Source organism: Spirosoma arcticum (genome assembly GCF_054779955.1).
The window spans coordinates 1-25,174 of sequence record NZ_BAAGXG010000003.1; the positions used below are offsets into that span (position 1 = coordinate 1).

Annotated in this window: 17 protein-coding genes; 7 read left to right on the top strand and 10 right to left on the bottom strand. The window is 54.7% G+C overall.

The genetic code is table 11. The features are described 5' to 3' along the window. Positions 1-284: 284 nt before the first annotated feature. Together ACYVHB_RS07290 and ACYVHB_RS07295 are read left to right on the top strand one after the other, a co-directional pair. On the top strand, positions 285-2,567 hold the full coding sequence (locus ACYVHB_RS07290) for a M14 family zinc carboxypeptidase (protein WP_461051040.1): 2,283 nt from the start codon (positions 285-287) through the stop codon (positions 2,565-2,567). A gap of 116 nt (positions 2,568-2,683) precedes the next feature. Beyond that, positions 2,684-3,349 (top strand): DUF2461 domain-containing protein, encoded by a 666-nt coding sequence (locus tag ACYVHB_RS07295; protein WP_461051041.1) that lies wholly within the window; start codon positions 2,684-2,686, stop codon positions 3,347-3,349. A 44-nt stretch (positions 3,350-3,393) separates the two neighbouring features. Here the strand turns inward: ACYVHB_RS07295 and ACYVHB_RS07300 are convergent, their stop codons facing one another. The 4 genes from ACYVHB_RS07300 to alaS are packed head-to-tail and all read right to left on the bottom strand — an operon-like array spanning position 3,394 to position 8,934. Continuing rightward, positions 3,394-4,902 carry a S10 family peptidase gene (locus ACYVHB_RS07300; RefSeq protein WP_461051042.1) on the bottom strand — a complete coding sequence of 503 codons (1,509 nt, stop codon included), beginning with the start codon at positions 4,900-4,902 and terminating at the stop codon, positions 3,394-3,396. A 40-nt stretch (positions 4,903-4,942) separates the two neighbouring features. After that, the gene (gene murI / locus ACYVHB_RS07305; RefSeq protein WP_461051043.1) at positions 4,943-5,761 is read right to left on the bottom strand and encodes a glutamate racemase; all 819 of its coding nucleotides are present in this window, start codon (positions 5,759-5,761) and stop codon (positions 4,943-4,945) included. A gap of 6 nt (positions 5,762-5,767) precedes the next feature. Further along, positions 5,768-6,166 carry a Dabb family protein gene (locus ACYVHB_RS07310; protein ID WP_461051044.1) on the bottom strand — a complete coding sequence of 133 codons (399 nt, stop codon included), beginning with the start codon at positions 6,164-6,166 and terminating at the stop codon, positions 5,768-5,770. Positions 6,167-6,222: 56 nt separating this feature from the next. Further along, a complete protein-coding gene (gene alaS, locus ACYVHB_RS07315) occupies positions 6,223-8,934 on the bottom strand; it encodes an alanine--tRNA ligase (RefSeq protein WP_461051045.1) in 2,712 nt (903 codons plus the stop codon). Between the two features lie 135 nt (positions 8,935-9,069). On the opposite strand from alaS, the gene ACYVHB_RS07320 reads away from it, so the two are divergent. Then, positions 9,070-9,396 (top strand): MerR family transcriptional regulator, encoded by a 327-nt coding sequence (locus tag ACYVHB_RS07320; RefSeq protein ID WP_461051046.1) that lies wholly within the window; start codon positions 9,070-9,072, stop codon positions 9,394-9,396. 10 nt (positions 9,397-9,406) lie between these two features. Here the strand turns inward: ACYVHB_RS07320 and ACYVHB_RS07325 are convergent, their stop codons facing one another. Then, positions 9,407-11,239, bottom strand: a complete 1,833-nt coding sequence (locus ACYVHB_RS07325; protein WP_461051047.1) for a cytochrome c peroxidase — start codon at positions 11,237-11,239, stop codon at positions 9,407-9,409. Between the two features lie 89 nt (positions 11,240-11,328). Continuing rightward, positions 11,329-12,804, bottom strand: coding sequence for a hypothetical protein (locus ACYVHB_RS07330; protein ID WP_461051048.1), 1,476 nt, complete (start codon positions 12,802-12,804; stop codon positions 11,329-11,331). A 230-nt stretch (positions 12,805-13,034) separates the two neighbouring features. Between ACYVHB_RS07330 and dprA the strand changes: the two genes are divergently transcribed. Then, positions 13,035-14,147 carry a DNA-processing protein DprA gene (gene dprA / locus ACYVHB_RS07335; protein ID WP_461051049.1) on the top strand — a complete coding sequence of 371 codons (1,113 nt, stop codon included), beginning with the start codon at positions 13,035-13,037 and terminating at the stop codon, positions 14,145-14,147. On the opposite strand, the gene eutC is transcribed toward dprA, so the two are convergent. Further along, positions 14,080-14,877, bottom strand: a complete 798-nt coding sequence (gene eutC, locus ACYVHB_RS07340; protein WP_461051050.1) for an ethanolamine ammonia-lyase subunit EutC — start codon at positions 14,875-14,877, stop codon at positions 14,080-14,082. The two genes, dprA and eutC, sit on opposite strands and share 68 nt — an antisense overlap. 220 nt (positions 14,878-15,097) lie before the next feature. Continuing rightward, positions 15,098-15,754, bottom strand: a complete 657-nt coding sequence (locus tag ACYVHB_RS07345; RefSeq protein ID WP_461051051.1) for an ABC transporter ATP-binding protein — start codon at positions 15,752-15,754, stop codon at positions 15,098-15,100. Positions 15,755-15,906: 152 nt separating this feature from the next. Here ACYVHB_RS07345 and sucC point away from each other — a divergent pair, with 152 nt between their 5' ends. Continuing rightward, complete coding sequence (gene sucC / locus ACYVHB_RS07350) at positions 15,907-17,130, top strand: ADP-forming succinate--CoA ligase subunit beta (RefSeq protein WP_461051052.1); 1,224 nt, start codon at positions 15,907-15,909, stop codon at positions 17,128-17,130. An 87-nt stretch (positions 17,131-17,217) separates the two neighbouring features. Here the strand turns inward: sucC and ACYVHB_RS07355 are convergent, their stop codons facing one another. Next, entirely contained in the window at positions 17,218-19,065 is a 1,848-nt protein-coding gene (locus ACYVHB_RS07355) for an ABC transporter ATP-binding protein (RefSeq protein WP_461051053.1), read from the bottom strand. 82 nt (positions 19,066-19,147) lie between these two features. Here ACYVHB_RS07355 and ACYVHB_RS07360 point away from each other — a divergent pair, with 82 nt between their 5' ends. Continuing rightward, on the top strand, positions 19,148-19,618 hold the full coding sequence (locus tag ACYVHB_RS07360) for a thioredoxin family protein (protein WP_461051054.1): 471 nt from the start codon (positions 19,148-19,150) through the stop codon (positions 19,616-19,618). Here ACYVHB_RS07360 and ACYVHB_RS07365 read toward each other — a convergent pair. After that, on the bottom strand, positions 19,604-22,141 hold the full coding sequence (locus ACYVHB_RS07365) for a PIG-L family deacetylase (protein ID WP_461051055.1): 2,538 nt from the start codon (positions 22,139-22,141) through the stop codon (positions 19,604-19,606). The two genes, ACYVHB_RS07360 and ACYVHB_RS07365, sit on opposite strands and share 15 nt — an antisense overlap. A gap of 232 nt (positions 22,142-22,373) precedes the next feature. Between ACYVHB_RS07365 and ACYVHB_RS07370 the strand changes: the two genes are divergently transcribed. Beyond that, entirely contained in the window at positions 22,374-25,052 is a 2,679-nt protein-coding gene (locus ACYVHB_RS07370) for a sodium-translocating pyrophosphatase (RefSeq protein WP_461051056.1), read from the top strand. The last annotated feature ends 122 nt before the right edge of the window (positions 25,053-25,174 follow it).

The following is a 25,174-nucleotide window of genomic DNA, read 5'->3' on the forward strand; positions in this document are numbered from 1 at the left end:
AGCCACATTATAAAAGCTGGTCAAAGCTAAAGAAAGCTATTCTTTGTATTTTTAAAGAGTATGGTTCAACGTACACCATCAATTTCACAAAACTCATCATGAAAAATACTCAAACTAATATCAAACTTAATTCTGCTTGATTACTTAACAAACGAATCGACCGGGAAGCCGCGCGAAATGGCAACAATGCCCGGGCTGCGGCCGTTTCGACACCGGCTAATTTTAGTTTAGGAGCTTATGGCGGGTTCTTCACCTTTGCGGATCTACCGGTTATTTTTGATCGGATGCGGGCGTTGTATCCCAACCTGATTACCGTAAAAACGTCCATTGGTAACTCGTTGGGCGGTCGGCCGATCTACATGGTCAAAATCAGCGATAACCCCGACGTTGATGAGAACGAGCCAGAGCTGTTACTCAACGCCCTGCACCACGCCCGGGAACCGATTGGCCTGAGTCAGTTGATTTTCTTTATGTGGCACGTGCTGGAAAACTACAACAGCGATAAAGAAATCAGGACGCTGCTCAACAGTTCGGAGCTTTACCTCGTGCCCTGTGTAAATCCCGACGGCTACGTGTACAACCAGTCCACCAATCCCAACGGGGGCGGCATGTGGCGCAAAAATCGGCGGGCCAACGCGGGTGGCTCCTTCGGCGTGGACCTCAACCGCAACTATTCGTTCAACTTTGGTATCGACAACAGCGGTTCCTCCCCTACGCCCTCCTCGGACACCTACCGGGGAACGGCTGCGTTCTCAGAGCCAGAAACGGTGGCCCTGCGGAATTTCATAGACCAGCATCAATTTGTGACCGCCAATAATTACCACTCCTACGGCAACTACTGTCTGTACCCGTATGACAGCCAGAATCCCAATAACAATCCCGAAATAACCACGTGTCGCGCTGCATCGACCTACCTGACGGCCGAAAACGGATTTCGGATTGGCAACTCCTACGAAACAGTCGGCTACAAAGCCAACGGCACCACCCTCGACTATGAGTTTGGGGAACGAGTAGCCAAAAGCAAAATTTACGGCTTCACAACCGAAGTTGGCACTTCGTCGGACGGTTTCTGGCCTGCCTCATCGCGGATTATTCCGATTTGCAACAGCACGATTGAGATGAACCGAAAAACGCTGCGCATCTCAACGTATTACGGCCGCGCCACGCCCACCGGTTCCAATGTTGTTGCTCAGCCGAGTGGAACACTGCGGTACCAGTTTCAGAACTTCAGCATTAAACCCGCCAGTTACACCGTTACGGCGTCGAGCCTGAGCGCAGCCGTCACCGCCGTTGGTCCCGCCAAAACGCACAGCGGTTTGGCGCTGCTGCAAACTACCCCCGACTCAATCACGTTTACGGTAGCAGCCAACACGCCAACGGGAACATCGTTACCCTTTGAATTGACGGTGGACAATGGCCTGTCGGCGATCAAGGACACCGTTACGCTCATTTATTCGCCCTCGTCGTCGTGCGGTACGCCAACCAGTTTAGCCGCCACGAACCTCTCGGAAACCGGGACTACGCTGTCGTGGAGCGCGGTAGCCGGAATTTCGTCCTACGCCTTGTCGGTTAAGCCCCAGAGCGCAACAACCTGGCCCGCCGATATCACCGTCAATGCAACATCGTACGGCCTGACCGGACTGGCACCGGGCACAAATTACGACTGGCGCGTGAAAGCACCCTGCGGCACCTACGCCACAGCCTCATTCCAAACCAGCCTGCAAACAGCGTGTTTCAATGAATCGGGTGGGGTAGTTGTGTTTGAAGCGGAAAGCTACCGCACGGCCGTTGCCGGAACGGGCGCGGCTGCGGGTCGTAGCTGGACACCATTAAATGTAAGCACCGCATCGGGTGGGCGGGCCATGACCATCACGGGCGTTAACCTGAATGTGCAGAACAGTTTAGTGGGACCGCGTTTGGATTATGCACTGAATTTCGCGACTACTGGCACATACAACGTGTGGGTACGGATGGCGGCTGGGGCAGACGGCGTCTACGATGACTCGTTCCACCTCGGTTTGGACGGAACCGCCGTAACGCTCAACCCCAACAGCCCCAATTACAACAATGGCAGCACGGCCTGGACCTGGATTAAAGCCGCCGGTTCAACGGCTTTCCGGGTAGTGGTGTCAACGCCCGGTTCGCACACGCTTAACCTATGGATGCGCGAAGACGGGGTTCGTGTCGATAAGTTCGTGATGACCACCAGTTCGAGTTACGTGCCTTCGGAAACCGGTCCGGCTATTAGCGGCCCGTGTGGAACTTCTCCAGTAACCACCGCATCCAGCCGGGTAGCGGCTGAATTCAGTGGCGAATTAGAGGCAGAGCTGCAAGTCGTGGCCTATCCAAATCCGTTTGAGCAGAGCGTTACGGTAAAGGTAAATCTGAACGGGCGGAGCAGCAGCCTCCGGTTGATTGGTGCCAATGGCCGGACGTACCAGCGGGCAACGATACCCGCCACCGATGCCGAACGGACGATCCAGACCGGTACCCTGCCGAGCGGAGCCTATTTCCTGGAAGTCATCCGCGATAACGAGCGCAAAGTTGTTCCCGTCCGCAAGCAGTAGTCAATAGTTACCCCCATTAAACGGGTCAGTCTCTGCGCAGAGACTGACCCGTTTTGCTTTCGTCCCGGACGGTTCCGATTATTGCGGATAAAACGTACCCGCTCACTCCGACGCTCATGTTACAACCAGCCACGCTCACGTTCCTCGCCGACTTGAAAGCCAACAATAACAAGCCGTGGTTCGACGCCAACCGGCCCGCCTACGATGCCGCTAAGGGTGATTTGATCAACCTCGTTGCGCAATTAATTGAGGGGTTGAACATCCTTGACCCGGCCATTGCCGAAACGCCCCTACAAGCCAAAAGCTGCATCTTTCGCATTAACCGCGACGTGCGTTTCGGTCCAAACAAATCACCGTACAAATCCAATTTTGGGGCGTGGTTCAACGCAGGTGGTAAGAAATTGGCCACGGCGGGGTATTATTTGAATGTGGAACCGGGCGGCAGTTTCGTAGCGGGTGGTCTCTACATGCCCGATGCGACCGTGCTGGCCACAATCCGGCAGGAAATCGACTATAACCTCGGCGATTTTGAGCAGTTGCTGGCTGAGCTTGCTTTTACAAAATACTTCGACGGGCTGAGCCGCGAAGAATCCCTCCAACGACCACCCAAAGGCTATGATGCGGCTAACCCCGCCATTGAGTACCTGAAACTAAAAAGCTTTACGGCTTCGCGGAAGCTACCCGACACCGCACTCACCAAGCCCGGTTTAACGAAGCAAGTGCTGGATGCATTCGGCAGTTTGCAGCCGTTGGTGGCGTATTTGAACCGGGCAGTGGTGTGACCGCTGGATGGAATCTATTCTCTCACGGATGCAGCCTTGCAGTCTCATTTAGCCGACAAAGTCGATCGATAGAAATCAGCTACGGCGCGGGTCATCTGGCCCAGCGACGGCCGGTCGATGTACATCATGTGCCCGGCTTCGTAGAACGACATGGTCACGTTCTTTTTCAGGGCTGGATCGAGCATCATGTGGCTGAACGTGTAGTCGGTAGCGAAGTAAGGCGTCGCCATATCGTAGTAGCCATTGCAGACGTGAACCTTCAGGTACGGGTTCCTGGTCATGGCCGACCGCAGGGTTTCGGCCGTGTTCAGAAACTGATTCTGCACATTGCTGTAGTTCCAGGGTCGTACCCGACCGGTCAGAATCTCGTAGGGCAAATCGTTTTTCACCTTCAGCACCCGGTGCAGATGATCGTTGACGGCCGTCGTGAACGGGCCGTAGATTGTGGCGTTGTAGCTGGGGTCGAACTCGTTTGTGTCGCCCGCCCGGTCGTAGTCCGACGCTGTAAACCGCCCATCCAATCGCCCGACGGTTTTGCCCTGTTTGCGCAGCAGTTCTTTCGTGAACCGGTCGTCCCGAATGCGCAGGTTACTGCCCAGCAAGTACTCCACCGATAAACCGGTAAATTTATTCAATTGAGTAGCTACCGTCTGCCGTTCGGCGGGGGTCAGGCGGTCGCCTTTCATCAGGGCCATCGTATAGTCGCCGAGGGCGTATTTCTCGACGTCGGTCAGCAGCGTTTTCAGGTCGGCGTAGGCGGGCACCTGCTTGTGATACCAGGCCATGGCCGCAAACGTGGGCAGAAACAGGCTGTAGGGTAGTTCATTGCCGCTGATCAGAAATTGAAGGGTGGCAAAATCGAGCACCGACGAAATCAGCACAATACCGTTCAGAAACAGCCCGTGGCGATCCTGCAAATACCCCGACAGCCCCGCCGAGCGCGTGGTGCCGTAGCTTTCGCCAGACAGGAATTTGGGCGAGGCCCAGCGGTCGTAGCGGGTGGTATAGAGCCGGATGAAATCGCCCACCGACTGAATATCCTCCACGTAGCCCGTAAATTCTTTCTTATCGACGCCTTCGGCCGGGCGGCTGTAGCCCGTCATGACCGGGTCGATAAAGACCAGATCCGTGAACGCTAACCACGTAAACTCATTGTCGGAAACGGTGTAGGGCGGGGCCAGCATCCGGCCGTCGTCGCCCATCTGAATGCGCTTTGGCCCCAATGCGCCCATGTGCAGCCAGACCGATGCCGATCCCGGTCCGCCGTTATAAGTGTAGGTAATGGGCCGGGTAGCGGGGTTTGCCACGCCATCGCGGGTATAGGCCGTAAAGAAAATATTGGCTCTGATTTTACCACTTTCGTCGCGTTGCGGCAGGTAGCCCGACGTGGCTTTGTATGTAATTTTCTCGCCCCCCAACGTAATCGTATGCGTGGTAACGGACAGTTCTGGGTCGGCCGCATTACCGGAGATAACAGGTTGTTCAGGCTTTTGGGCGCGGGCCGACAGGCACAGAGTTATCAGCAAGCAAAGATTGAGTAATTGTAATTTCATTCGTTTCGGTGGTAAAAATCAAATGTAGTAAAAAGGCTCTTCACAACGCCAGATGCGCCGACCGAATGGGTTCGCCGTAAAACACCGTCGCCCGCCGGTCGAAGTCGTCAGTTGAATCGGTCGTCAGAAACGTTCGCTGCCCGTGCCGACTGCATTGCACGTTCAGTTCGGGGTGCCGAAGCAGGTAGCTGGCCAAACTGTCGGCGACAATGCCGCCCTGACTCAAAATTGTGATGCCAGTGGGTGCAAACTCACGAATTTTGTCGAGCAACAGCGGGTAATGTGTGCACGCCAGCAACAGTGTGTCAATCTGGGGCGACTGAGTCAACAACCGGTCGATGTGCTGCTTCACGAAGTAATCGGCCCCGACACTGGCGAACTCGCCGTTTTCGACCAGCGGCACCCACATTGGACAAGCCTCCTGAACCACGCGCAGCTCCGGAAAAAACTTCTCAATCTCAACTAAATACGATTCCGAGGTAACGGTGCCGGGCGTTGCCAAAATTCCTACGTGGCCCGTTCTCGAGTAGGTTCCGATAACCTCGGTTGTGGGTCGGATAACGCCCAACACCCGGCGATCCGGGGCGATGTGTGGCAAATCGAGTTGCTGAATATTGCGCAGGGCTTTGGCGGAGGCCGTATTGCAGGCCAGCACGACCAACCGGCAACCCCGGTCGAACAAGTGCCGGACGCATTCGAGCGTATACTGATAAACCGTCTCGAACGAGCGCGTCCCGTACGGCGTCCGGGCGTTGTCACCGAGATAGACGTAATCGTACTGGGGTAATTCGCGGACAATTTCGCGCAGGACGGTCAGACCGCCGTAGCCCGAATCGAACACACCGATGGGTTGACTCATCTACCGCTACGAACGCTTCGGCCCAACGGCGTCATAAATGACCACTTTCTCCCACAACTGGGCGTAGTTGTTCCGAAATTCGTCGTGGATGGGGTGCTTCTGATAGGTTTCTTCATCAGCCGGATTGTCGAAGAAGCATAGCCATGAGAAGGCGTAATCGCGATTAATCACGGCACGGTTCGTAGCGGCCGGCGTACCAATGTGTACCATTCGGATCGTCGGCACCTTAGCTAATTTATTAAGCCCCTCCAGCAGTTTGGCCCGGTCGGTCTCGCTGTCCGGATTTTTCAGGTAGAATAAAACATGGTGAACGAACAGTTCCTTCGGGGCGACTTCGGGCAACCCGGCTCCCAATCCAGCCACTATACTTCCTTTTACGAATGTCCTGCGCGATTGCTTAATCATGTATTTTTTAGGTTAGTTAGGCAGTTTCTCACCGCTTATTGATTGCTCTCCTTTTTTCATCCCAGCAATGCTTTGCCCTGCGCCAGCGCTGCGTCTAATCCCGACGAATCGGAGCCGCCCGCCGTAGCGAAAAATGGCTGACCGCCCCCACCCCCTTTGATGTTCTTTGCGAGTTCCTTTACCACCTGACCGGCGTTTAGGTTCTTACTTTGAATCAGCGAATCGGGCAGCATCACGGCGAGTTGGGGCTTACCGTTGATGTCGGCACCCAGCACGAGCGCGAGGTTATCGACTTTTGCTTTCAGATCGTAAGCGAGTTGCTTAAGCGCATCGGCATTGGGTACGTCAACCCGTTCCACCAGAACCATATGTCCGTTAACGGCCTGCACTTTGGTGAGCAGTTCGTTCTTCAGTTGCTGCACTTTCTCATTCTGCAACGCGTCGACCTGTTTCTGCAAAGCATTGCGCTCGTCCATGAGACTTTGCACAGCTTTGATAATATCTTGGGGAGCCTTGAGTAACTCTTTCAGTTCGCTAACAACGGCCATCTGCTCATTGACCAGCGTCTCGGCACCAACCGACGTTTTGGCTTCAATTCGTCGGATACCGGTCGACACGGAGCCTTCACCTGTGAATTTGAACAGACCAATATGACCCGTTGCCGGAACGTGCGTACCGCCACAAAGCTCGACTGAATAGTTGGGATCGAAGGTGATGACGCGCACGAAGTCGCCGTATTTCTCACCAAACAGGGCCGTGGCACCCATGTCCTTAGCCTGGGCAATGGGTACGTTTCGCTGCTCGTCCAGCGGAATGTCCTGCCGAATTTTCTCATTCACGGTGCGCTCCACCTGAGCCAATTGCTCATCAGTAACTTTGCTAAAGTGCGAAAAATCGAACCGGAGCGCGTCGGGACCAACATAGGAGCCTTTCTGACCAACGTGCGTCCCCAGCACCTCACGCAGGGCCGCGTGGAGCAGGTGTGTGGCCGAGTGATTGCTGGAGGTGAGCATTCGGCGACTGGCATCCACTTCAGCGTGAACTGTAATTGATGTCCATGAATCGTCAAACCAGTCTTCTATTCTACGATCATCACTGATAAGAACTGCTAAGTCGTTCTCCTTTATAGTATTGATTATGCGCACTTGGTGACCAATAATCGCAACTGGTTCCGTTGTTTCAGACCTAAGCCTTACCGAAACAATTTCAAGCAGTCCTGTGTCACCTACTTGACCACCAGATTCTGCATAGAATGGATTTTCGCTCAAAACTATTTGATAGCGAACACCTTCTTTACCCTCGGTTTTCCTCAGCTTCCTGATAGAAGAGTACGACTGAGTTTCATCGTAACCTACGAATCTGTAGTCATCTGTGTAAGTATATTCAATCCAGTCCCCAGCTGACGACGACGCATCTTTCCGCGAGCGGGCTTTCTGTTCCTGCAAGGCTTTCTGAAATCCTTCCTCGTCTATACTCAACCCTTTTTCGCGGGCGATCAGAGCGGTCAAATCAGCCGGGAAACCGAAGGTGTCGTTCAGTTCAAAAACCGTTTCGCCCGGAATTTCAGTCCCCGGCTGGATGGCCTTGCCTTCGCCCGTCAATTGACCAATAATCTGATCCAACCGACCCAATCCACTTCCCAGTGTCCGCAGAAACGCCACTTCCTCCTCCCGAATTACCGTTGCTACGAAATCGCGCTGGGCGTTGAGTTCGGGAAACACGTCAGCAAACTGCATAGCCAGGGTTGGCACGAGTTTGGTCATGAACGGCTCAGTCAGGTTCAGGTACGAATACCCGTAGCGAATGGCCCGGCGCAGAATCCGCCGAATCACATAGCCCGCTTTGGCATTACTCGGTACTAATCCGTCGGCAATGGCGAACGACACCGCCCGGATATGGTCGGCAATGACGCGCATGGCAACGTCAGACTTGGCGTCTTGCGAGCCACCGTACTGCATCCCCGAAATTTCTTCGATGACGTTGATCGTACCCGAGAATACGTCGGTATCGTAGTTCGATTTTTTGCCCTGAATGGCCATGCACAACCGCTCGAAACCCATGCCCGTGTCGACGTGGCGGGCGGGAAGTTCTTCCAGCGAACCGTCCGCCTTGCGGTTGAACTGCATGAACACGAGGTTCCAGATCTCCACTACCTGCGGGTGATCGGCGTTGACTAAGTCTTTGCCGGGCGTTTGGGCAACTTCGTCGGGTGAGCGCAGATCAACGTGGATTTCCGAGCACGGGCCACAGGGACCCGTATCGCCCATTTCCCAGAAGTTGTCTTTTTTGTTGCCGTAGATAATGCGGTCTTTCCCTACAATTGGCTCCCAAAGGTCAAACGCTTCCTGATCGAAGGGAACATTATCGCGCTCGTCACCCTGAAACACCGATACATAAAGCCGGTCTTTGGGTAAGCCGTACACGTCCGTCAGCAGTTCCCACGCCCAGGCAATAGCGTCCTTCTTGAAATAATCACCGAACGACCAGTTGCCGAGCATCTCGAACATGGTGTGATGATATGTATCGAAACCAACATCTTCGAGGTCGTTGTGCTTCCCCGACACGCGCAGACATTTTTGCGTATCGGCCACGCGCCGGGCGGGTGGGTTACCATTTCCTAAGAAAAAATCTTTAAACTGAGCCATCCCCGAATTGTTGAACATCAGCGTCGGGTCGTTTTTGGCAACGAGCGGGGCCGACTGAACAATCAGGTGTTGTTTGGAACGGAAAAATTCGAGAAAATGACGGCGTATTTCAGGGGAAGTCATAGCAATCCAAATCGGTGGTCAGTCAGTATCGGGCAATGCGCCCATGATTTCGTAGACCGTTAAATAAACAAATGCAATCGGTAGCAAAATTACGCCAAAACTTGCATGTTTACAGGTTCGTAATAAGTTTGTCAAATGGAAGGGTCGGGTAAGCTATACTACGGAATACAGGAGGTGGCCGTGATGTTGAGCATCAATGCGTCCAAACTGCGCTATTACGAAAAGGAGTTCCCCACGTTTCAGCCCAAGAAGAACCACGCCGGCGACCGAATCTACACGCAGGCCGATATTGATCACCTGACCGAAATTCTGGACTTGATCGACAAACGGAAGTTTACCCTACCCGGTGCTCGGGAGTACCTGAAAGAACGCGACATTAACCGGCGCAGCAATGCCCGGATCATGTCGAAGCTAACCGAGCTGAAGGCGTTTTTAGAGCAAATGCGGGACAATCTGGACTAACGCTTTCCGATTACAGGGCTTCCATAAACGCCACCAGCGCCTTCTTTTCTGTCCCCGTCAAATTCAGTTTATCGAAGGGCAGCGTCTGATTGTCGAGGTTAAATCCGAGTCCATTTCCTCCGCCTTTGTTGTAAAATTCCACCACCTCATCGAGCGTCCGGTACACGCCATTGTGCATGTAGGGGGCCGTTTTTGCAACGTTTCGCACGGTTGGTGTTTTGAAGGCGTGTTTTTGAATGTTGATCCTGGTCGTTACGTACTTACCTAAATCCGGGTCAACGGTTTTTTCGGCCACAGTCGCGGGGGTGCCGATTATCTCGCTTTCGGTCTTCTGATAGGCGGGCGGCACGGTTCCGTTGAACAGCGGATAAAAATGGCAGGATGCGCATTTTCCTTTGCCCATAAACAAATTGAAACCGTGACGTTCTTCGGCCGTGAGCAGAGCCGGTTTTCCGCGCAACGCCTGGTCCACCCGCGAGTTTAACCCCGTCAGCGAGCGCACGTAGCTGGCAACCGCATTCTTGAGATTTTGCTCCGTCACGCCATCCCGATAAGTTTTGGCAAACGACGCCTGGTAGGTTTCGTTCATTTTCAACGCTTTCACCGCATCGGGTAATGAACCGTGCATCTCGTCGGTGTTTTGAATCACGTCGCTGGCCTGATCTTCCAGAAACGTTACGCGCGAATCGGCAAACTGACTGGCCTGGAAAGCCGCATTCAGCAGCGTAGGTGAGTTACGGGCGATGCGCCGACCACCAAAGCCAACCGCTAGACTCTTCGCTTCCCCGTCGGCAAATGCCCGGTCGGGCTGGTGGCAGGTAGCGCAGGTGCGCTGACTACTTCCTGACAGAATCGGATCGTAGAAAAGTCTCTTGCCCAGCGCAATCCGGGCGGGCGTGGCGCGGTCGTCGTTGGCATTGACAAAATAGCTTGGATCAAAGGCGTCGGGATCGTTGAGCGTTCGGGCCGAGGACGATAGCAGCCGACTCTCCATAAACACGGGAATAGCGAGGGTCTTCTGGGCGTCGAGCAGCAGCCCGCTCAGCATATTAGCATGGTTGGTAATGTATCCCAGCCGGTCGAACTCATTAAAACTGTCCCCTTTCTGTAATGAGCTGATGGCTCCGACAAACGTGCGGTCGAGCCGCCCGGCCAGGTTTGCATCGTGGTCAGCCAGCCCGTAAAAACCGGTGTGCTCTTGCAGACTCCTCAGTGCGCTTGCCGTTTCGGCCAGCGAGTGATTAGCAACGGGCGAATCGAAGCCGGTAATGCCGAGAGTAATCAACCGAAACACTTCCAGCCGTATCGCGTCGAAAACGTGGCTGTCGGTCATTTCATTGTCGGTAGCGACGCGCGTCAGCCGCCCCACGTTCGATTGTAGAACGGCCAACTGAATCAGCAGTTCGGGGCGATTGGCTGAATCATAAGGAAACAGCATCTCCTCCACAACCTGAAAACCCATTGGACTGACGATCTGCTGTAGCCCATCATCCTCTTCAACTTCGGGTAGCGGTGCTCCATTAAGGCTTTTGGCAGTTTCCGGATTGTACAGTTCGGCCAAGAATTCCACGCGCTTGTAAGCTAACCGGGCCGTGTCGAACGCGGCCTGCACCTCATTAACTGGACGAGTGTTAATGACGAGCCGGTTCAGATGCCGCACGGCAGAGTCGAGCTGAGCAATATCGCTCACGTACTGCGCTTTAACCCGTTGCAGGGGCGTTGGACGCGAACGCAGGAACCCGTACAGCCCCATAAGCAACAACGCTGCCGCCAGTACAGGCCACCAAAGAGTAAGACGGGCAGACGGGGCGGGCAATGACGGCTCGGATTGTCGGGAGATCATGAGACTATTCGTGAAAATCAGCTATGTGATGAAGTAAAAAGCCTGACCAGACGACGTCTGGTCAGGCGAAACACTATACGTTTAGTTGCTTAACGGGGCAGCCCTTTCACAACAACCAATTGGCTGGCCTGACGAGCGGTTGCATCGGTACTGATATTCCGGCGGGCACCTCCATCAACACCCTGGTATTTGGCATCGACCCAGGTGTGCGGCTGCACCGAAAGCACAAACGTGTCGGGGTAACCGACCATGTCTGATACGTCGATCAGGGCACCGTATTCCCATTGACCAAACTTCGACAAGCCACCGACATTGTACTTGGCCGCGTCGGCAGCGGTCCGGCGGTGATCCAGTTCCAGCACCGGCTTGAACTCGTTCGTTTTCAGGTTCAGTTGGTAAATGTATGAATCGTGCGTTTCGTCGCCATAGCTGTTTGGGTCTTCCTGGGTATACAGGTAATTCTCCCCAACCATGATGTTGTCCACATTCTGGAACGTCTTGGCAATGCCGCTACGGTCGTCCCCATCGAGTATGACTTCGAGTGTTCCTTTGAGCGGGTCAGCGGCATCCATCGTCATGTGATAGACCCGACCGTACTTGGAACGCGAATAGTCGGCGTTGGTAGTGGTGTTATTCTGGCCCGTCACGTTAAAATACACCTCACGACCCGTACCCTTCTTCCGGTAATCAATGTCTTCGACCCGGCCAAATTTAATGGCTTTCAACTCGTTCACCTTCGCGTCAATCTGCGCACCCGTCAGCGTCTTGTGATTGTCAATCTTCACAAACTCAACGGGAAACTTGGCACCAACTTTCATGTCCATTTCCCGCTGGTTGCCGTCGGTGCGCTTGAGCATGTATAGCGACCCATTATCCAGATCACCTACCGTATTCGAGAGATAGAGCGCCATCTGACCGCCGTTAGTCCCCGAATCGTCGTCGCCAATCAGGACTGCCGTTTTGCCAGTATAGGCTGATTTAGGTAGCGGAACGGCATTCTCAGCGCTCCACCGCCCTAAACCGGCGATCTCTTTCGAGATGCTCGCACTACCCACGTCGACGCGGGGATTGATGCCGTGCGTCCGGGACTCCTGCCCGCTTTCACCACAAGTTAAGTACAACGGCCCGAAGCCGTGCTCTTCCGGCGTAGCCATTGTGGCTGAACACAAGCGCCATACACCCCCATCTGAATTTAAGACATATTCTCCTTTAACCGGCTTGAACGTCTTGTCGAAGGTAATGCGCGACACGGCGAAATTATCTTCATGATTCGCCAGCAGCGTAAACGTACCGTCGGTGTTTTTCAGCATCCCTGTACCGTCAACCGAGCCACCAAATATAAAGTTGGGCGACTGATCCAGTTTGTCATCACTACCAATCAGCGAGAAAATTTCTACACCATTCACCCCGGCCATCGTTTTCACTAATGCAGGCGTAACTGACTGATTTTTTAAAACCACTTCGCTCGTTGGCTGGGTATTTGGATTCTCCTCGGTATTGCAGGCTGCTACCATGAACAGGGAAAGCAGGGCCGTTGATGACAGGAAAAGTTTATTCGTGCGCATGAATTGGGTTTGTAACGTGTGTAATTTCTCCCACAAATTTAGCCGTAAGCCTTTACTCAAATGTGACGCAATCATTATCACAGTGCTATCCTTTCGCGGGTTTGTTCACAGATACTTTATAATTGATGCCCCGGTCCGATAAACTCATTGGCTTTACGGGCAAAAAGCGGTAAGCTTGTGTTCATTGTCTCATCGGCAATTTTCCACCGTACATTCCGCTTACTTCGTTCGTGCCCACCAACAATCCCTATCAAATTGCCCTGACGCTCGTTCCCGGCGTGGGCAGCATCCTGATCCGGCAACTTATCAGCTACTGCGGCTCCGCCGAAAACGTTTTCCGGTCCCCACTGGCCCGGCTGCTCAAAGTTCCCGGCATTGGCGAGGTGACGGCCCGCGCCGTTCTCAAACCCGACATCCTGACTGAAGCCGAACGGGTGAGTCAGCGGGTAGAAAAATTAGGCGCCACGGCCCTCTTCTACACCGATAAAGCGTTTCCAACCCGGCTCAAAACCCTGTACGACGCCCCGGCCCTGCTCTACTTTCAGGGATCAGGAACCCTCAACGCCCCCCGCACGATTGGTTTGGTCGGTACGCGGCAGGCCACGGATTACGGTCGTCGCGTCACCGCCGACATCATCGAAGCGCTCGTGCCCTACGGCGTCCACATCATCAGCGGACTGGCCTACGGCATTGACATTGCGGCCCACCGCGCCAGTTTGGTCAATAACCTGCCCACGATTGGGGTAATGGCCAGCGGCCTGGACGTTATTTACCCAAATGTGCATCAGAAAACGGCCGGAGAGATGCTGGTGCTGGGTGGCCTGCTCACCGAAAGTCAGCCCGGCACCAAGCCCGACGCCCACCTGTTTCCGGCCCGCAACCGCATCATTGCCGGACTGAGCGACGCCGTGGTCGTGGTGGAAGCGGCCGCCAAAGGCGGGGCGCTGATTACGGCCGAATACGCCAACAACTACCACCGCGACGTTTTTGCCGTGCCGGGGCAACTGAATCAAGCGTTTTCAGCGGGGTGTAACAAACTCATCCGCGAGAATAAAGCGCAAATCTACACCAGTCCCAAAGACCTGATCGAGACACTGAACTGGGATACGCCCGCAGACCAGCCCACCCGAAAAAATCAGGCCCCGCCCCTGCCCGTCGACATCACCGAAGAAGAAAGTCAGGTGTTGTCTTTGCTGCGCCAGACCGCCGATCTACACATCGATGAGCTGAGCTGGCAGTCCCAGATTCCGATGGGACGGCTGGCCTCGCTATTGCTCAGTCTGGAGTTTCTGGGATTTGTCCGATCAATGCCAGGGAAGAAGTACGCGGTAACGTATGTATAGGCATATCGTCCTTCAGCATCACGCCCGACAGCCGCCGGGTTTTCATCTCGGTCAGCAGATACATTATCTTCTGGACGGCAAACTCGTGGCTCAATCCCTCCGGGCGAATATTGGAAACGCAGTTGCGCGACTCGTCGGTGAAGCTTGGACGGGGTTGGTAGGTCAAATACGCTCCCATGCTGTCGGGCGAAGACAGACCCGGCCGTTCGCCAACCAGCACAACCAGCAGCTCAGCCTGTAGTTGATGCGCAATTTCGTCGCCGATAGCTACGCGTCCCTGCTCAACCACACACATGGGCGCTATCAACCAGCCTAACTTGTTGGCTTCGTCAATCAATCCAGTCACAACCGGCAGGGTATATTGGTTAATTGCCAGCGCCGACAGGCCATCGGCAACGACGATGGAGAGGTCAAAACCGGTGAGGTCTCCCAGACCCTGCAGGTTTGCGCGGGATGCCTCATCCAGTTTTCGGCCCAGATCCGGTCGCTGTAAATACGTCTGTCGGTCAACGGCCTGACTGTGCAACAGCAACGTGCCGCTGTGAACCGCGTTTAGCTGATCGAGCAACGCGGCCGAATTGAGGGTGGAGTGAACCGCGTCGCGGGCGCGGGCGTGGTCAAGTTGAAAGGAGAGCAGAGCCGACGTGGGCAGACTATGACCGGTGCGCCCCTGTGCAATGCGGGCGGCTGTGTGCGCTTTCAGGAAAAGCCAGGGGTCAGCGTCATTCATGCGTATAAAAAACAAAAAAGCCAAGCGAGACTCTCTCCTGGCTTTCTGATTTACTCAACGTTATGAAAAACTTTTCTTTTCGACACAATAATAAAACAAAAAACTCAAACTTTGATTCGTTAGGGAAAATAATTTCTACCATGGTACGTAACTATTTGGTTTACAGCAACTAAATAATTCAATCTGAGTTAATTTCTGATTAACTTATAAGTATATATACTCAACAGATCAGTCCATCCCGGATCGTTACAGTTCGGTCAGCGAGGGCGGCCAATGCTTCGTTGTGCGTGACAATGATAAACGTTTGACCCAGTTCATCGCGGAGCTTGAAAAAGAGTTGATGCAGGTCTTCGGCATTGCGCGAGTCGAGATTACCACTGGGTTCGTCGGCAAATACAATAGCCGGTTCGTTGATCAGTGCCCGCGCCACGGCCGTTCGCTGCTGCTCGCCACCCGACATTTGGGAGGGTAAATTAGTCAGCCGGTGGCCCAGGCCAAGCGTCTTTAGCAGCGACTCAGCGCGTTGCCGAACCCCCTCCTCTTCCCTATCGGCAATGAAGCCTGGCAGGCAAACATTCTCCAGTGCGGTGAACTCTGGTAATAAGTTATTGAACTGGAATACAAAGCCGATTTTCTCATTCCGAAACCGGGCCAGTTCCCGGTCGTTCAGTGCGAACACATTCTGGTCGGCAATGTGGAGTTCGCCCGAATCGGGCCGGTCGAGCGTACCCAAGATCTGGAGCAGCGTTGTTTTGCCCGCCCCTGATGCTCCCACAATGGACACTACCTCACCCGGCTCGATGGCCAGATTTATTCCTTTTAGAACGGACAAATCGCCGTAATTCCGGCGTAAATCGGTGGTTTGGAGTAGCGGCATTTTCATGAATGATGAATGATGAATGCAGAATGATAAATGATAACAGCGATGAGTCAGTTGATATCATTCATCATTCTGCATTCATCATTCATCATTTAGAACTAATTTGCCACGCAAAAGTACGATTTACAACCCTTCTTGTTGCAGTTGTCATGAATATACACGAGTATCAGGGTAAAGAGATTCTGAAGAAATACGGCGTCCGGATTCAGGAAGGAATCGTGGCCGAATCGCCCGAAAAAGCCGTTGAAGCCGCCAAGCAGATTATGGCCCAGACCGGCTCCAAGTACGTCGTCGTGAAATCTCAGATTCACGCGGGCGGACGTGGAAAAGGCCGGATCGTGGGGTCGGAGCAACGGGGTGTGGCACTGGCTAAATCGGTCGATGAGGTGCGTGACATCGCCAAAAACCTGATTGGCAACGTGCTGGTTACGCATCAGACAGGTCCCGAAGGCAAAAAAGTAAGCAAAGTGCTGGTGGCGCAGGACGTGTTTTACCCCGGTGCCTCGGAGCCGAAAGAAATGTACATCGGCATTCTGCTCGACCGCAATAAAGGCTGCAACGTCATCATGGCCAGCACCGAAGGCGGCATGGACATTGAAGAAGTAGCAGCCAACACGCCCGAAAAGATCGTGAAGGAGTGGATCGACCCGGCCGTGGGACTACAGCCGTTTCAGGCCCGCAAAGTAGCCTTCGGACTGGGCCTGGAGGGCGAAGCGTTCAAGGAAATGGTGAAGTTCGTGACGGCCCTGTACCGGGCGTACGTCGATACCGACGCGTCGATGTTTGAGATCAACCCAGTACTGAAAACGTCAGACAATAAAATCATGGCCGTCGATGCGAAGGTGAACTTAGACGACAACGCCCTGTACCGCCATCCCGATCTGGCTAACCTGCGCGACATTGCGGAAGAAGACCCGCTCGAAGTTGAAGCCTCGGCCAACGACCTCAACTACGTTAAACTCGATGGCAACGTAGGCTGCATGGTCAACGGCGCTGGACTGGCGATGGCGACGATGGACATTATTAAACTGTCGGGTGGCGAACCTGCCAACTTCCTCGACGTGGGGGGCGGTGCCAATGCCAAAACGGTTGAAGCCGGTTTCCGCATTATTCTGAAAGACCCGAACGTAAAAGCCATTCTGATCAACATTTTCGGCGGTATCGTGCGGTGCGACCGCGTGGCAACGGGCGTTGTGGAAGCGTACAAAGCCATTGGCAACATTCCCATCCCGATCATTGTGCGGCTCCAGGGCACGAACGCCGAAGAAGGCGCCCGCATCATCGACGAATCAGGCCTGAAAGTTTTTTCGGCTGTGTTACTGAAAGAAGCAGCTGAGAAGGTAGAACAGGTATTACAGGAAATGGGAGCCTAAGAAGGTGTGCCTACATTTCGCTTATGACAATGCCCACTATGTGGGCATTGTTTGTTTACAATGAGCTAAGGAAGCAATCAGGGCAGCTTACTGATAGCCCCGCGCCTGCAACCCGAACAGTTCAGCGTAGCGACCGTCCTTTTCGAGCAGTTCATAATGACTACCGATTTCGAGCAGCGTACCGTTTTCCAACACCAGAATCCGGTCGGCCATGCGAACAGTGCTAAACCGGTGCGAGATGATCACCGATGATTTGCCCTCGGTCAACTGCCCGAACCGCTGAAACACTTCGTACTCGGCGCGGGCGTCAAGAGCGGCCGTGGGTTCGTCCAGAATGATGAGCTGGGCATCGCGCATGTAGGCCCGTCCGAGCGCCACCTTCTGCCACTCCCCACCCGACAGTTCCACGCCTTTCCCGAATGAGCGCCCCAATTGCTGATCGTAGCCACCCGACAGTTTAGCGATGACCGTGTCGGCTAAGCTCCGGTGCGCGGAGGTCTCGATGCGGGGCTGGTTGGTGCGCTGGTCAATATCGCCCACGGCGATGTTGATCCCCGCCGACATTTTGAAGCGGGTATAATCCTGAAAAATAACACCGATGTTGCGCCGAAGCTCTTCCAGGTCGTATTCACGTAGGTCGTGACCGTCGAGCAGGATACGGCCCTCGGCGGGGTCGTAGAGCCGGGCCAGCAGTTTAACAAGCGTGGTTTTGCCCGCGCCGTTCTCCCCAACGAGCGCCAGTTTCTCGCCCGCTTCGAGCGTAAACGACAGGTTTCTCAACGCCCATCGCTCACTGTTTGTGTACTTAAATCCAACGTCCTCGAAGACGAATCCTGTTCGGATTGGCTTCGGAAACGGGCGTATCGTTTTGGGTGAATGAATGAGCGGTTTAATGGCGAAATAATCGAAGAGATCCTGCAAATAGATCGCTTCCTGCGTCAGGCTGCTGAACTGGAGCAGAATTCCTTCGAGCGATGCCCGCACCTGCCGGAACGACCCGGCTAAGAACGTCAGATCGCCGAGCGAAATTTGCCCGCTGACGGCCCGCGCCACAATCCAGAGGTATGCGCCGTAATAACCCGCTGTGCCGAGTGCCGTCAGCAACACGCCCCAGCCCGCCCGGCTGATGGCCAGCGCCTTATTCTTCTGGAAAAACTCGTTCGACAGGCTGCGAAACCGGTCGATGAGAAAACCCGACAGCCCGAAGATTTTGACTTCTTTGGCCGTCTCGTCGCTGGCCCCTACGTAGCGCAGGTAATCGAGTTCGCGCCGTTCGGGGGTCCAGGAACGGGAAAGCGAGTAACTGCGCTGATTAAAATAGTTGTCGCCGATGAACGAGGGCGTCACAGCCACCAGAATCAGCAGCAGCAACCACGGGTTGTACACAGCCAGACCAGCCGCCAGAAAGCCCACCGAAATTAGTTCCTGTACCTGCCCGAACACCCCCGACAAAAGGACCGTGCGGCCGGTGGTTTGACGGCGGGCACGTTCGAGTTTGTCATAGAATGTAGCGTCCTCAAACTGCTCCAGATCGAGCGTGGCCGCGTGTTCCATCAGCCGGACCGATGTGCGGTTCGCGAACAGATCGCCGAGCAACCCGTCCATAAGCGCCACCGCCCGACCCAGCGCCGTGGACAGAATAGCCAGCCCGAATTCAGCCCCGACGAGTGTCCAGAGGTATGTTGTATCATCAGTGCCGCCCGGTGCCGACAGCCGCACAACTTCGTCGATGAGCAGTTTGCCGATGTAAAGCGTTGCGGCTGGAATAGCCGCCCGAACGAGCCGCAGCAGCGCATTGCCAATGAACAGGCCGGGCGACACCTCCCAAACTAACCGGAAAAAAGCGGGCAGGTTGCTAAGGGCCGCGAATCGTTCGCGCCAGGTAAGTTCTTCCTTCGGATCGGTGGAATTAGTATTTGTTATCTTCTTTGCCATGTACAAAAAAGACAAGTGCAATCAGGGATTAGTTCACCTACATTTGTCGCATAGCCGCGCCTGTTCGGGCTATTGATAATCTGTGAAAATCATTATCTTCTGCCTGTTACTATGGCTTACTGCGAACAGCCTCCGCACCCAACCGCCAACGGGCGTTCAGTTCTTCACGGGCTCGTGGCAAGCCGCGCTGACGGAGGCCAAACGTCAGAACAAGCCTCTATTTGTAGACGTATACACAACCTGGTGCCCGCCCTGCCGTCGAATGGATCGGGAAGCGTTTCCCAACGCGAAAGTGGGCGAAACGTATAATGCCCGCTTCATCAATTATAAGATAAACGCTGAGTTTGGGGAGGGGGCCGACGTTGCCCGATCCTACGCAGTTGCCAGCTATCCCACGTCCCTGTACATTGCTCCCACTGGTGAGCTGATGCAACGGTCCGTCGGTTACGGTGGTGTCAACGCCCTGATTACGCAGGCCAACATGGCGCTGGCGATACCCAAACTGCGTCGATATCTACGGCAACATCGTCAGGACGGCTCACTTTCCCGCTGAGATCATGTTGGCAAACAGGCGGTACGCGCCCGGCACCCCGGCGGGCAATTCGCGGAAGAAGACCAGGCCCGTGTACATAAAATGACCTTTGCCGTAGTTAGCGTAGAGCAATCCACCTGATTTGGCCGCTTCATTTTGATCGTTAGCCGAGAAAATTGGTTGGTACTGGTTGGTCCATTCCTGCGCAAAATAAATGCCGCGTTCCTGCACCCAGCCGGCAAAATCAGCGTCGGTGATTTTGTTGGGCGTGTTCAGTAGTGGGTGCTGCGGATTCACGAACGTCATCTTAGCGTCTTCCTCGGTCACGCGTTCGCGGCCGATGGTGAACGGGTACGGGCCGAGGGGCGGCAGGGGCGGTTCGTTGCGCAGAAATCCGCTGCTTGGCGTCACATATTGCACAATCAGTGTCCCGCCGTTTTTGACGTAGTCCATCAACTTCGGCTGGTAGCGGGCCAAACCCGGATCGGTGTTGTAAGCACGAACGCCCGTTATGATGGCGTCGTAGCCCGCCAGACTGCCGTTCAGTTCAGCAGGGCCGAGGAGAGTGACGCGGCAACCCATCTGCTGCAACGCGGCCGGAATCTCGTCGCCCGCGCCAACGATATAGCCGATGTTTTTGGCGGTCACCTTCACGTCTAACTTAACCAGTTTAGCCTCGGCGGGCGGGAACAGCGTTTGCGTCGGAATGTGCTTATAGGCAACGTAACGCAGTCCGGTCGTGAACGTACCCGTTCCAGTTTTCATAACAGCCTGTAACTTGCCGTTGGCGGCTTTGGCTGTTGGCGATAGGGAGAACGACACCCGTTGCTCATCGCCTTTGTTTTTCAGGTCGAACGGCAACGACGCCGGCTCCACGCGCCAGCCCGTTGGTACGGTCAGCGTCAAAGTTCCAGTTACGTTGCCGCGACCAGCCTTCAGAACAACTTCAGCGGTTTTAGACTTGTCGTCGGCGAATGTGAAAACGCGCTCCGTAAGGTTGGCCGTCACGTCAGGCTGAACGATGAACGGCCGATAAACCTCCCCATCAACGGCATCGGTCGATTTGTAAACGACCGGGCGCGTGAAGGTGAACCGCTGCCCTTCGATCTCGAACGTGTAACTGGCCGTGAGCGCGGGCGGGTTTTCGGGCAGGCCGATGAGCTGTTGATTATCGACCTGGAACACGCCTTTCTCAATCGGCTTTTCAAGCCAGTACGGTTGCGAGATTTTCTGCGTTTTTGGAATAACCAGCGTCGTTGGGAACAGTACCACATCGTTTGGCTTGAGCGTCAGGTTCAGCGTCGTGTCTTTCCCGGTTGAATACTGAACATTAACCAACCGAACCGGCGAATCAACGCGGCCGACGATGTTGGTTGTCACTTTAATCGTTTCGCCTGGCGTGGCGGCATAATCAGCAGGGTTGGTCTCGAACCACAAGCCTAAGCACTGCTGAAGCAAATTTTGCACGTCCTGTCGCTTACTTCTGACGTACACGTTCGCCGTGTCCAACTTGCCCATTGCCCCGTAAAGTTGTACCAAAGCAGGCACCGAAGCCGCCGGGTTATCGGCCCGAAAACCCGCTATGAGTTTGGTTACGAGCGCCTGTACCCCATCACTATTTCCTACGCGCTTCCACGTCATATCGACGCCGTCGAACGGGTCTTTCTCGGTTAGGTCGCCGTTTTTGAGCAACAGGTAATCGATTTTAGCCCCGCGACTGGCCGGTACGCCGAATCCCTGACTTTTGTGCTGACTACGGCTTTCGGCTGCAATTTCCCCGTACGACCGACCCAATAACGAATTGAACAGCCCCGTTTCAACGCCAATGAGATTGCCCGCTTCTTCGGGTTTTTTATTGCTCAGAAACTGCCCCGGAATAAACATGTTCCACATCACGCGCCGGGCTTGCCAGGGTTTCACGTAGGCTAACTGCTCCGGAAATTTAGTCGGGTCGCCGGAGATTTTGAACGCTTCTTCGGCCAGAAAACCCGATGCGCTGTGGTGCCCGTGTCCGGCGCGGGCGTCGGGCGGAAACCGGGTGACAATCACGTCGGGCTGGTGTTTGCGGATCATCCAGACCACGTCGGCCAGCACTTTCTCCTGCCCCCACGTCCGCACAGCCTCGTCGGTCGATTTGGAGAAGCCGAAGTCATACGCCCGGCTGAAATATTGGTCGGGGCCGTCGATGCGACGGGCGGCCAGCAGTTCCTGCGTTCGAATGATACCGATGTTTTCGCCCTGTTCGGGGCCAATCAGGTTCTGCCCCCCGTCGCCCCGCGTGAGCGAAAGGTAGGCCGTGCGCACAAGCCGCTCTTTGGCCATGTAGGCCAGCAGCAGCGTATTTTCGTCATCGGGGTGAGCGGCCACATAAAGCACCGAACCGAGCACGTTTAACTTCTTAAGATTCGACAGAATTTCGCCGGGCGGGGTGGGTTTGATGGGGCCGTAGGGAACCTGAGCAACGACGATCTGGCAGATGAAAAAGGTAGCGAGCGTAGCGAATGGGCGGAGGTATTGACGCACAGGAAATAGACAGTTAGGCATTGACGTTCAGCAAAGATAATCGTAGTAAAAGAACGGCACGCGGATGACCCGAATATTACGAATCAAAACGGATTTTTCCCCAAATATTATCCGTGTTTATTCGCCCTATTCAGGTAATCCACGTGCTATTTATTCGTGAAAAAAGTCAACCAATTTGGCGGCTTGTTGGGCGTTATGCACGGGCAAATTCTATCTTTGCGGGCAATCGAAAATTTAACACATACTTATTTCTATGAATTACAGTGTTTATCTGGTCCCCATTCTGGGTGTTGTCGGCCTGCTGGTGATGTATACCAAATTCATGTGGGTGTCGAAGCAGGCCGCTGGTGACGCCCGGATGCAGGAAATTGCGGGTTACATTGCCGACGGCGCCATTGCGTTTCTTAAAGCCGAGTGGAAGGTTTTGACCTACTTCGGCATCATCGTCGCCATCTTGCTGGCCTACATGGGCAGTTTAGTACCTAACTCCAGTCCAATCATTGGTCTCTCCTTTCTGCTCGGCGCGTTTCTATCGGCGCTGGCGGGCTACATCGGTATGAACATCGCCACGAAGGCGAACGTCCGTACCGCCCATGCCGCCCGCACGAGCCTGACCAAAGCCCTTGAGGTGTCGTTCACGGGTGGCTCCGTTATGGGCATTGGCGTGGCCGGTATTGCTGTGCTGGGTCTGGGCAGCCTGTTCATCGTTCTTTATAAATTGTACGTCGAACCCTCCGGCGACGTCAACGGCCTGCCGATGGAAAAAGCCCTCGAAGTGCTGGCGGGTTTCTCGCTCGGGGCCGAATCCATTGCGTTGTTTGCCCGCGTGGGCGGTGGTATTTACACCAAAGCGGCCGACGTGGGAGCCGATCTCGTTGGCAAAGTGGAAGCGGGAATTCCCGAAGATGACCCGCGCAACCCCGCCACCATCGCCGACAACGTGGGCGACAACGTGGGCGACGTAGCCGGAATGGGTGCCGACCTGTTCGGTTCGTACGTAGCCACGATCTTAGCCACGATGGTACTGGGCCGCGAGATTGTCATTCCCAACGACCCGATTATTGGTCACGCGCCCATCGTATTGCCGATGGTCATTGCCGGTCTGGGCCTGATTTTCTCAATCATCGCGACCTATTTCGTGCGGGTGAAAGACGATAACGGCAACGTGCAGGGTGCGCTAAACCTCGGTAACTGGGCGTCGATTGGCATTACGCTGGTGGCGTCGTATTTCTTAGTCAACGCCATATTGCCAGCTGGCATAATGGAGATTCGGGGTGTCGAGTTCGACCGGATGGATGTGTTCTATGCTATCGTGACGGGTCTTGTCGTGGGTGCGCTGATGAGTATCATCACTGAGTATTACACCGCCATGGGTCGGCGTCCGGTAATGTCCATTATCCGGCAGTCGGCCACGGGCGCGGCTACCAATATCATCGGTGGGCTGGCCGTAGGGATGGAATCGACCGTGCTGCCGATTCTGGTGCTGGCGGCTGGTATTTACACCTCGTATCACTTCGCGGGTCTGTACGGCGTGGCTATTTCGGCGGCTGGAATGATGGCCACTACGGCCATGCAGTTGGCCATCGACGCCTTCGGCCCCATTGCCGATAATGCCGGTGGTATTGCCGAAATGAGTTACCTGCCCGAAGAAGTGCGCGGCCGTACCGATATTCTCGATGCCGTTGGTAACACGACCGCTGCGAGTGGCAAAGGGTTCGCTATTGCCTCAGCTGCGCTGACCGCCCTGGCCCTGTTTGCAGCGTTTGTAGGCCTGTCGGGCATTTCGGCCATCGACATTTACAAGGCCGACGTGCTGGCCGGGTTATTCGTAGGCGGCATGATTCCGTACATCTTCTCGTCGCTGGCGATTGCCGCCGTGGGCCGGGCCGCTATGGCGATGGTGGAGGAAGTGCGTCGTCAGTTCCGCGAGATTCCGGGCATCATGGAAGGCACGGGTAAACCCGAATACGAAAAGTGCGTGGCTATTTCGACGCAGGCCTCCATCCGCGAGATGGTGCTGCCAGGAGCCATTGCCCTGACGGTGCCGGTTATTGTCGGCTTCATTTTCGGCCCCGAAGTACTCGGCGGTCTGTTGGCGGGTGTCACGGTGTCGGGTGTGTTGATGGGTATTTTCATGAACAACGCCGGTGGCGCGTGGGACAACGCCAAGAAGTCGTTTGAAAAAGGCGTGCTGATTAACGGTGAGATGTTCTACAAAAAATCGGAGCCTCATAAAGCGTCCGTCACGGGTGATACCGTCGGTGATCCGTTCAAGGACACGTCCGGCCCGTCGATGAACATTCTCATCAAACTGATGTCGATTGTGTCGCTGGTTATTGCGCCCTACATCGCCGTGAAATCGTCGGAAACGCCGGGCTTCAACCGCGAAGGCAAAACGGCTGCGGGTACCGAAGTGCCACTGGAGCAATCCACAGCCGCCGACAATAATAAAGTCAGTACGCCAAACCGGGAGTTCACCCCTACTGATTTGGACTTGGACGGTGGTGTATCGCTAAAGGGTGTGGACGTGGACGGTATCGAAGCTAACCTGCTAAACTTCATCAAGTCTGACAAGCCCGTTGACAAAACGACCTGGTTCGACTTCGACCGGCTGACCTTCGAGACGGGCAGTGCAACGCTGAAACCCGAATCGCAGGAGCAACTGAAAAACATTGCCGAAATCCTGAAAGCTTACCCGGCGGTGAACGTCAAACTCGGCGGCTACACCGACAACACAGGTAGCGCCGACGCTAACTTGAAACTGTCTAACGACCGGGCTAAATCAGTGCAGGCCGAATTAGTGCAGTTGGGCATCGCCAACAGCCGGTTAGATGCCGAAGGGTACGGACAGGAAAACGCCATCGCCAGCAACGATACTGAGGAAGGCCGCGCCCAGAACCGTCGGATTTCGATTCGGGTGACGAAGAAGTAAGAATCACGATTTTTAGAGAAGTTGAGCCAGACCAGTTTCCAGCAAGAGACTGGTCTGACTTTTTCTGTAAGGATTTTATTAGTAACTGGACCGCAACGGCGACCGTAAAGAATTACTCTAAG